The sequence below is a fragment of the Anabaenopsis sp. FSS-46 genome (assembly GCF_029891665.1).
GTDB classification, from domain to species: Bacteria; Cyanobacteriota; Cyanobacteriia; order Cyanobacteriales; family Nostocaceae; genus Anabaenopsis; species Anabaenopsis arnoldii.
Window position 1 is genome coordinate 63,759 of the sequence record NZ_JANQDG010000134.1, and the last position, 9,076, is coordinate 72,834.

The window sequence follows — 9,076 nt, forward strand, 5'->3', positions numbered from 1 at the left end:
TGTTCCCATGTTAGGTTGCTAGGGTATACTTTATTCGTTTACTCACAAGGTGCTGATATGTACAAATCTCAGCTTATACCTTGTGAGCTTTCTTCCCAGCCCTCCCCCCCTTTTAAAACATCCTCTTAAATCTTGTAGCCAATTGGCCTCCACACATCTGTTAGGGCAAATGGGATGTAACCCAGAGTCAGCAGACTATTAAAGGCACTGATATAATAACCGTATGCGTGTTTTATGGGGACAATACTTGTGACAAGTCTGTCAAGCATCTCCGACATCACCCCTGAAGTCCAAAATAGTGCTCTTAGAAAAATTGATAACCTTGACAAACAATTGCAGCATCATTTTCAAACTAAGTTTTTAGTTCAGCCTGCACTTACTAGACTTTTAGTAAGTTTTCAAGCTAATAAAACAAGACCTATTTACCGATGGTACAAGTATAAAGAAGCGTTCTCTGCCTCTCTTGTTGAGCTTTTACTGGAAAAATACAGGCTTAATCAGGGCAAGATATTAGATCCTTTTGCGGGTAGCGGTACCGCTTTATTTGCTGTTAGTGATTTGGGACTGGATGCCGATGGGATTGAATTGTTACCCATTGGTCAACAGATTATTGAAACCAAGAAGGTTCTCGATAGCGAATTTATATCCGATGATCTTATACGTCTCAAAACTTGGTTAAGTTCGCAAATATGGAAACAGAATGATAAAGAGTCCTGTTTACCAGAATTTAGGATTACAAAAGGAGCTTATTCTACAGAAAACAAAAGAGCAATTGGGCAATACCTCGGAGCTTTTTATCAGGAGAATCCAAGAGTCCGAAAAGTTTTGCTCTTTTCTTTGCTTTGTGTTTTAGAATCCATAAGCTACACTCGCAAAGATGGACAGTATCTTCGTTGGGATTATCGTTCCGGTCGTGGACAAGGTAAAAAGCCTTTCAATAAAGGTGAAATCTTAGATTTTGATAATGCCATCACTAATAAAATCGCAGAAATTATTAATGACCTAAAACCTCATACACATCAGACAGAACTTTTTTCGTTTAAGAGAGCGCCTGGTAAAATCCAGCTTTACAAAGGGTCTTGTCTGAAATTGCTACCGACTTTGCCTGATGCAATTTATGATGCTGTTATTACGTCTCCACCCTATTGCAACCGATATGACTACACTCGTACTTATGCATTAGAGCTTGCATTATTAGATATTTCTGAAAAGGGACTAATTGATCTCCGACAGGAAATGTTAAGCTGTACAGTCGAAAATCGCTCAAAAGATTTATTGGCTATGAATCCAAATTGGAGATTGGCTTTAGAGACTGCAAATTCACAACCTCTATTGCAAGCTATTCTGGGCTATTTAGATAATCAGAAACTTCAAGGTGTATTAAATAATAATGGGATACCCAGGATGGTTAGAGGTTACTTTGATGAAATGGCTTGCGTCATACAAGAATGTTCTCGCGTACTCAAACCCGGAGCAGTATTGTTTATGGTCAATGACAATGTGCGTTATTCTGGTATAAGTATTTCAGTAGATATGATCCTATCTGACTTTGCAGAGAAACTAGGTTTTATAGTTGAAAATATTCTCGTTTTACCCAGCGATAAAGGTAACAGTAGCCAGCAAATGGGAAACCATGGGCGTGCTCCCTTGAGAAAGTGTGTTTACGTATGGAAAAAACAGTAAGCCGCTCCTATGAATGCTTATCATAATCATCTTCAGTCTAGTGACGATCTTGTCACAACCTATGAAGCAACTCGTGCGGGCTTTGTAGCACTTGCCCTTGCTTCTGCAAGGGCACTTCAAGAAGCAGCAAATCTGGCTAAAAGTCCTAATGTAGATATCTGTTTGTTCGACCTTGCTCCAGAAGCACTACCTACTAATAAATCTCACAATATTAAACGTGTTCAACTTGAGCCTTACACAATCGCATTGGGCGAACTCAAGGGTGGAATTGATCCAGCCGGTGCTGACGAGCATTGGAAAACAGCACAAGCGGCACTCAATCGTATACGACAATCATTCGCGGATGCTGGTCATTTATTACCACTTACATTTTTTGTAGGGGCAGCGATTGAGAGAAGGATGGCTACCGAAATTTGGAAGCAATTAGAAAGCCAGACGCTCAGTAATGCTGCTAACTTAAATGAGGAGAACCAAGTTGCATCTATTTCTCGTTGGCTATGTAGTTTGTAGAAGCAACAGCTAGCTAACAATTCGTGGTAGGGAACGGTCGAAAGCCGTTTGTGGTGAGTCCAAGGTTATCTGCCCCCGCTTATGAATATCTACCGCTAAATAGGTTTTCGCAAATCCCCCACCACCTCAGGGTTTAACTGGTGGATACCAGTTTCTCAATGTGACTAAGGGAACTCCACAACTGGGGTAAAATACAGCTTGACTTCTCTGTTCACTTCTAAAACCGCCCATTGCCTTGAATAATATGTTTAGCAGTAGTTAAAGTTTCTAGGCTAACAAACCCCCTGCGGTGTCCTTTTTGGTTAGACATACCCAGAAATACTGAATCTCCACGGGAAGGGTTACGAGAAAACCGGGGGGAAGTGTTGATGTAGGTGGAGGCGCTATTCACCCCCAAGGCAAACTGGCGACTTTCTTGATAGGATTCCGTGGCAATACAGTCAGCGTGTCCGCTACTATATTGATTAATCCAAGCGATCGCATCTTCTAAAGTGTCTACCAGTTTAAATGATACGGTTTTTGTTAAATAAGCGCTACCCCATTCACCTGCTTTGACCGGTTGTAGGTGGGGAAACTCTGCTACCAGTTCTTCATCTCCTTTAATTTGAAAGCCTTTTTCTTGCAAGGTGTTCCACAGAACTGCTAAAGATGATGGCAAAGCCTGGCGATGAATTAATACTTTTTCTATGGCGTTTACTGGGTCTGGTTCGCTTTCGTGGCTATCTATAATCATCCAGCGTACCATCTCTAAGCTGCTATTCACAGACCAGTAAAGGTAACAGTTACCCATTGCTGACTTTAACACTGGACAAGTTGACTGCCGCATTACCTGCTGGACTAAGCTAAAACGTCCGTAGGGTATGACTAAGTTCACATATTTGTCTTGGGTGACTAAATCTCGCATGGAAGCACCGTGTTCTGCCTTAATCAGTTCCACACAACCAGAGGGTAAACCAACTTCCTCAATGGCGCTTTGCAAGACATTGGCTATGGCCTGGTTGGAATGACTCGCCTCTGTACTGCCTTTGAGTATAATACTATTACCAGTCTTGATACATAAACCGGCGGCGATCGCCCCTAAATCAGGAAAAGCCTCGTAAATAAATCCAATCACTCCCAAAGGCATTAACTGAGTGTAACTTTGAGAATCTTCTAGTTGATAGTTAGCAGTTCTGACTCGCCGTAAGGGGTCGGAAATTTCTCCTAACCTTTGCATAATTTCTACTGCTGCTTCTAACCTAGTGGGAGTCAGCTTTAGCCAATCTAAAATCAACTCTGGTACAGCCATTTCTTTGCTGGCTTCTAAATCCAAAGTGTTGGCTTCTAAAATGTCGTCAAAGGAATTTGCTAGCGCCTGAGCCATTGCCAACACAGCCCGACTGCGGTCTAATCCCTTGGTATACCCTAAGTTAAGGGAAGCTTGATAAGCGCGTTTAGCGCTATTAATAGGTTCAGGGTAATCATCCAAAACTTCAACAGTCATTGAATTAACGTCTGTAAGTAAGCCAGACCATCAGTGCTGGCAGAATAGCCAACAGTACAGCTACTATTGCCCAAGCAATAATTCTAGAACTATTTGCCAATTGCAGTGCTAATGGTAACCATATAATCACTAGCACGAAAATAATCCCTAATGCTATAGGTAGATAGCTTTGTCTCATCTGAGTAGGCACAACACGCCAACTATTTCCCGTCCAGTACCAGGCTCGCTGGTAGGGATAGCTAGTTGGAAGTTGTTCTAGGATATGTCCATTATCTTGCACTACAAAGATTTGTTGACAGCGATCGCAACCAAATGCTTCTGTAAGTGTAATTGGAACTAACTGTCCTTTGCGACGGCACGGACAGATATATTCCCCATTCAAGTCAATTTTTTCGGGTTTTTGAGATGGCACAAGCGTTCTAATAACTTGAGCGTGTGTTTCTTGTTGTGAAGAGAATACCTTCCCTGAATAGTTTGGGGTTTAGTTCCCCTATATCAATGCCCAGCAGATGGTAGATCATGCTGCCATTCCAATAGCGAGACTATATCATGTGTAGTACACCCATAAAATACAAGTTGACTACACCCCAAACTCTCTAACTCAATGTAAATGCTCTTAGTATATATATTAACTTAGAGTTTTTACTTTTTACAAGCGGGTAACGCGATTCGAACGCGCGACATTCACCTTGGCAAGGTGACGCTCTACCACTGAGCTATACCCGCAATCTCCATCTCTTATCTATATTCTCAGATATATTTTTATTTGTCAACCCCCAATTTTGCCAGTTTTCCCTCTCCTGGACAAGGAGAGGAGCGGAGCCACTCAGAACCAGTCTCAGCCTACTTCTTTTGACTCTGCGGCTAAACTGCCCAAACTTGGACTAGAAAAAGATCCTGGTAAAGACTGGCCATTCTGGGGGGATAACTCTGTGAGACTAGACCGCAATTGTCGCATCAGGTTAGCCATTTCCAGAGCGTTCATGGCATAATCCCAACCATGATTGCCTTTAATACCCGCCCGCTCTAAAGCTTGCTGCATGGTATCCACCGTCAAAATGCCAAAAATTACCGGCACACCAGTTTGGAAACTAGCGGCTGCAATCCCCTTAGAAACTTCAGCAGATACATAATCAAAATGAGGCGTTTGTCCCCTAATGACAGCACCTAGACAAATTACCGCATCATAACGATGGGAAAGTGCGAGTTGGCGTGCTACTAGAGGTACTTCAAAACTTCCCGGAACCCAAACATAGTCTACCTGACTACCATAGGGGTCTGGGTCTACACCGTGGCGTTTCAAGCAATCTTGACAACCCTCTAACAGCTTCCCGGTAACAAGGTCGTTGAATCGAGCCACAACCACTGCTAAATGTAACGGTTCGGCTGGTGGAGCAAAAGTTCCCTCAAAAACTGCCATGACTGCCTCTTAATCAACTATACTCTGGCCAATATACATTTCTTCTTTGAATGCTGAAGAGCAGGAGAGCACACTTATGTAAATAGAACAAGATAACAGGAAAATCTTGTTCTTGGCTCTTCTGCTCCGGCGCTATGCTATTTTGGCGAAATAGACCTCAGCGATCGCTTAAACTACAAAAAAGTTTAATATACCCACTAAAATCACCAAAGCAAACCAGACTCCTGAACCAACCCAGAGCAGTTTTTTTGATTCTACCCAACTTTGCGGAGTAGCATAGGCCACAGGAACCCCAATTACTAACACAAAAGATGTGAGAACTAAAGATATCAGAGCGAATTGAAATATTATAGTCATTTTTGCTTCTCCCAAAACAGCGGAATACTAAAGATACAATATCCTAAAGGGTGACCCAACAGTTTTTACTCATATGTTAAGCTAGCAGAAATTGCGTCACCATACTCATTAGGAACTAAATTCTAGTTGGTCGTGAGCAATCCCTCACCGCCAATGAATATTTCCCACACAGGACTATGGACTTAATTCTTTGTCACACCACGGCTGATTTCGATGCCTTGGCAGCTGCGGTAGGTTTGAGCTGTTTATTGCCTGGGAGCAAGATTGTACTTAGCGGTGGCGCACATCCCCCCGTGAGAGATTTTTTAGCATTGCACCGGGACGAGTATCCCATCATGGAGAGACGTTCAGTCATTCCCGAAAAAATTCGTTCTTTGAGAGTCGTTGATACACAACATCGCGATCGCCTGGGTAAAGCCGCCGAATGGTTAGAATTATCCAACGTAGAAGAAATCATAGTTTATGATCATCACCTCAGTCAACAGCTAACTATTCCGGCCACACAATCCCACATTGAACCAGTGGGAGCCTGTACCACCTATATTGTGGAAGAGTTGCAAAAACAAGAAATTGCCCTCACACCAGTCCAAGCCACAGTCATGGCCTTAGGTATTCATGTAGATACCGGCTCATTAACATTTGAAAGTGCCACACCCAGAGATGCTTTAGCCTTAGCTTGGTTAATGCAACAAGGAGCCAGAGCATCAGTAATTTCAACTTATCTTGATCCCGGGTTATCGCCTCAACTACAACAGCTATTAACTGAAGCCCTGGAAAACTTAGAGTATTTTGATTTACTAGGATATAAAATCGCCTGGGTGACCATAAAAACAGATAATTTTGTACCAGGACTATCAAGTTTAGCTTCAGAGCTTGTAGAATTAACCCAAATAGATGCCTTACTACTGGCAAACGAATATACCCACAAAGAAGGCGACTTGCGTTTAACAATCATTGGTAGGTCGCAAATTCCCGGCGTAAATCTCAATCTCCTATTTCACATATTCGGCGGTGGTGGACATTCTCAAGCCGCATCCCTAAGTCTGCGCCAAGGAAATACACAAGAAATATTACAACAACTCCTAGAAGGCATCAAAACCTCAATTCCCCATCCTCCCACAGCCAGAGACTTGATGTCTTCCCCAGTCCGGACAATTAGACCGGAAACCACAATTTCCCAAGCACAAAGAATTTTATTACGTTATGGACATTCTGGTTTATCTGTAGTTGATACCCAAGGAAAACTCGTGGGAATTATCTCACGACGGGATATAGATATTGCCCTACACCACGGATTTAGTCATGCACCAGTCAAAGCCTACATGACAACTAAAGTTAAAAGCATCACACCAGACACCATCCTGCCAGAAATTCAAGCCCAAATGGTAACCTATGATATTGGACGCTTACCAGTATTAGAAAACGGGCAATTAGTGGGAATTGTCACCCGTACCAACGTACTGAGGGAATTACATCAAGCCGAAGCGGAAAATAAATTCCCCATCACCAATTCCTTCAAAACTAACTTGAATACAGAATTACAAAATCGCCTAGCGCCGCAGCTGTGGGAATTACTCACCGTAGCATCCCAAGCAGCGGAAAAACGCGGTTGGCATCTTTACTTAGTAGGTGGTGCGGTGCGAGACTTACTGTTAGCAGAATCAGCCGCAGCGACATTAATGATTACAGATATAGACCTTGTAGTTGATGGCTTTCACCAAGCAGCAGATGTTGGCGCTGGTGTAGAACTAGCCAAAGCACTACAGAAAATTTACTCAGGGGCGCGGCTAGAAATTCATGGTGCTTTTCAGACCGCGGCCTTATTGTGGCACAAAGACCCAGAACTAAACTCATTGTGGATGGACATCGCCACAGCTAGAACAGAATTTTATCCTTACCCAGCTGCAAATCCGGAAGTTGAAGCTAGTTCCATTCGTCAAGACTTGTATCGCCGTGACTTTACCATTAACGCCCTGGCTGTGCGGCTGACCTCCCCTCGTCCTGGGGAATTACTGGATTTCTGCGGTGGTTTGATAGATTTACAAGCCAAGCAAATTCGGGTATTACACCCCAACAGCTTTATTGAAGACCCTACGCGCATTTATCGCGGTGTACGGTTTGCTGTCCGCTTTGGATTTGAAATAGAAGCCCAAACAAAAGACTTTATCAAGTATGCCATTAACAGTGGGGTTTACGATCGCACAGCCCAAACCAACATCAAAACCCCAGCCCTACAGACTCGACTCAAAGCCGAGTTAAAATATATTCTCCAAGCCCCCTATGGTAAATCAGCCTTACAACTACTCAATGAATTAGGGGCGTTGCAATGTATCCATCCTACCCTGAAATTAGATAAATCACTTGTGCAGCAATTGCGATTGTTAGAAGCCTGTTTAAGACGATTTGACCCGCAAAACCACCTCATCCCCTGGGAGATGCGCCTAGAAGCCCTAATCGCCCATTTAGAACCACAATATCGAGTCAAGGTAGCCACAAATCTGCACCTACCAGAAGATGGTATTCAACGCTTGCAAAACTTAGCTACAGCCCAAACACAGGTGATGGAATTATTGCCAACTTGTCAGCGTCCCAGTCAAATAGTGCAGTTACTGCGACAGTATGATTTACCCATGCTGATTTTAACAGCTTTGCAAACAGACCGAACCCTCAGACGGCAGATATGGGGTTATTTGCAAGTTTTAGTGAACGTGCAGCCTCTACTCAATGGTAATGATTTAAAGAAATTAGGCTACAAACCTGGGCCGCAATATCGGCAAATATTAGATGATTTACTTGCTGCTACTGTGGATGGAGTGATTAAAGACACAGCCGATGCAGAAAATTTTTTAGCCCGGCACTATCCTGCTATATAAATCCTAGAACTGAGGAATGCTTATCCATGTCAGCTTTTTCATGCTCCTTCCCAATGCAGAGAACGCAATTGTCGATATTCGTAAACTTCGCGACTATTGCCTCAATCCAGAACATAACGATGGCAAGCACAAAGCGCGACTGTTTTTATCGTGCCTTGGGATGACTGCTGATAACGCTGAAGAATTACGCCAAATTTTGCTTGAAGTGATTCAAACTCAAGAAGTGCGACTCGGCAGACAAGATGAGTTTGGGCAACGCTATACACTAGATTTTACAATTGAATGGCAAAATAGAAGTGCGACCCTTCGGAGTGGCTGGATCATTGAGCATGGTTCGGAAATTCCGAGGTTAACAACCTGCTACCCACTGTAGTGCTTGGAGGTGATCAGAGATGCCAAAAAATACAGCCAAATTGCTAGATGTTATAGCTTTGACCGTTGACCTTCCTGAATATAATTTATGGCGCGGGCAAGTTGGGACAGTGGTTGAACTGTTAGCTGATGGTACAGCATTTGAGGTCGAATTTAGCGATCGCGCTGGACGCACTTATGAATCTGTCGGGTTGCGTTCGGAGCAAATTATGGTGTTGCATTTCGAGCCAGCATCACCTGACCAACAAACGAGACGCAAGCCCCTGGCTTCAGACATGGGGATAAGTCGATAGCGACTTTAGTCGCATTAAAGCGATTGAGTGGCTTTAGCCACATTCAATATTACATAAATTACTTCATGTGAACTTTATAAAAGCT

The 9,076-nt window shown here is 43.1% G+C and carries 9 protein-coding genes and 1 tRNA gene; 5 read left to right on the top strand and 5 right to left on the bottom strand.

Going from position 1 to position 9,076, the window contains the following annotated elements; all coding sequences use genetic code 11:
* Positions 1-234 precede the first annotated feature (234 nt).
* Together NWP21_RS16535 and NWP21_RS16540 are read left to right on the top strand one after the other, a co-directional pair.
* Entirely contained in the window at positions 235-1,683 is a 1,449-nt protein-coding gene (locus tag NWP21_RS16535) for a site-specific DNA-methyltransferase (RefSeq protein ID WP_280793517.1), read from the top strand.
* A 9-nt stretch (positions 1,684-1,692) separates the two neighbouring features.
* The gene (locus tag NWP21_RS16540) at positions 1,693-2,193 is read left to right on the top strand and encodes an AvaI/BsoBI family type II restriction endonuclease (RefSeq protein ID WP_280793518.1); all 501 of its coding nucleotides are present in this window, start codon (positions 1,693-1,695) and stop codon (positions 2,191-2,193) included.
* Positions 2,194-2,410: 217 nt separating this feature from the next.
* On the opposite strand, the gene NWP21_RS16545 is transcribed toward NWP21_RS16540, so the two are convergent.
* The 5 genes from NWP21_RS16545 to psbZ all read right to left on the bottom strand — a co-directional run bounded on the left by NWP21_RS16545 (position 2,411) and on the right by psbZ (position 5,453).
* Positions 2,411-3,676 carry a glutamate-5-semialdehyde dehydrogenase gene (locus NWP21_RS16545; RefSeq protein ID WP_280793519.1) on the bottom strand — a complete coding sequence of 422 codons (1,266 nt, stop codon included), beginning with the start codon at positions 3,674-3,676 and terminating at the stop codon, positions 2,411-2,413.
* Positions 3,677-3,680: 4 nt separating this feature from the next.
* On the bottom strand, positions 3,681-4,088 hold the full coding sequence (locus NWP21_RS16550; RefSeq protein WP_271733214.1) for a hypothetical protein: 408 nt from the start codon (positions 4,086-4,088) through the stop codon (positions 3,681-3,683).
* Between the two features lie 242 nt (positions 4,089-4,330).
* Positions 4,331-4,402 (bottom strand) — tRNA-Gly (locus tag NWP21_RS16555).
* Positions 4,403-4,514: 112 nt separating this feature from the next.
* On the bottom strand, positions 4,515-5,096 hold the full coding sequence (gene ribH / locus NWP21_RS16560; protein ID WP_271733213.1) for a 6,7-dimethyl-8-ribityllumazine synthase: 582 nt from the start codon (positions 5,094-5,096) through the stop codon (positions 4,515-4,517).
* A gap of 168 nt (positions 5,097-5,264) precedes the next feature.
* Positions 5,265-5,453 (bottom strand): photosystem II reaction center protein PsbZ, encoded by a 189-nt coding sequence (gene psbZ, locus NWP21_RS16565; RefSeq protein ID WP_271733212.1) that lies wholly within the window; start codon positions 5,451-5,453, stop codon positions 5,265-5,267.
* 176 nt (positions 5,454-5,629) lie between these two features.
* On the opposite strand from psbZ, the gene NWP21_RS16570 reads away from it, so the two are divergent.
* Genes NWP21_RS16570 through NWP21_RS16580 form a run of 3 tightly spaced genes read left to right on the top strand, consistent with a single transcriptional unit; the run spans position 5,630 to position 8,991 of the window.
* A complete protein-coding gene (locus tag NWP21_RS16570) occupies positions 5,630-8,326 on the top strand; it encodes a CBS domain-containing protein (protein ID WP_280793520.1) in 2,697 nt (898 codons plus the stop codon).
* 40 nt (positions 8,327-8,366) lie between these two features.
* Positions 8,367-8,699 carry a DUF6883 domain-containing protein gene (locus NWP21_RS19080; RefSeq protein WP_348519783.1) on the top strand — a complete coding sequence of 111 codons (333 nt, stop codon included), beginning with the start codon at positions 8,367-8,369 and terminating at the stop codon, positions 8,697-8,699.
* Positions 8,700-8,718: 19 nt separating this feature from the next.
* The gene (locus tag NWP21_RS16580; protein ID WP_280793522.1) at positions 8,719-8,991 is read left to right on the top strand and encodes a DUF4926 domain-containing protein; all 273 of its coding nucleotides are present in this window, start codon (positions 8,719-8,721) and stop codon (positions 8,989-8,991) included.
* Positions 8,992-9,076 lie beyond the last annotated feature (85 nt).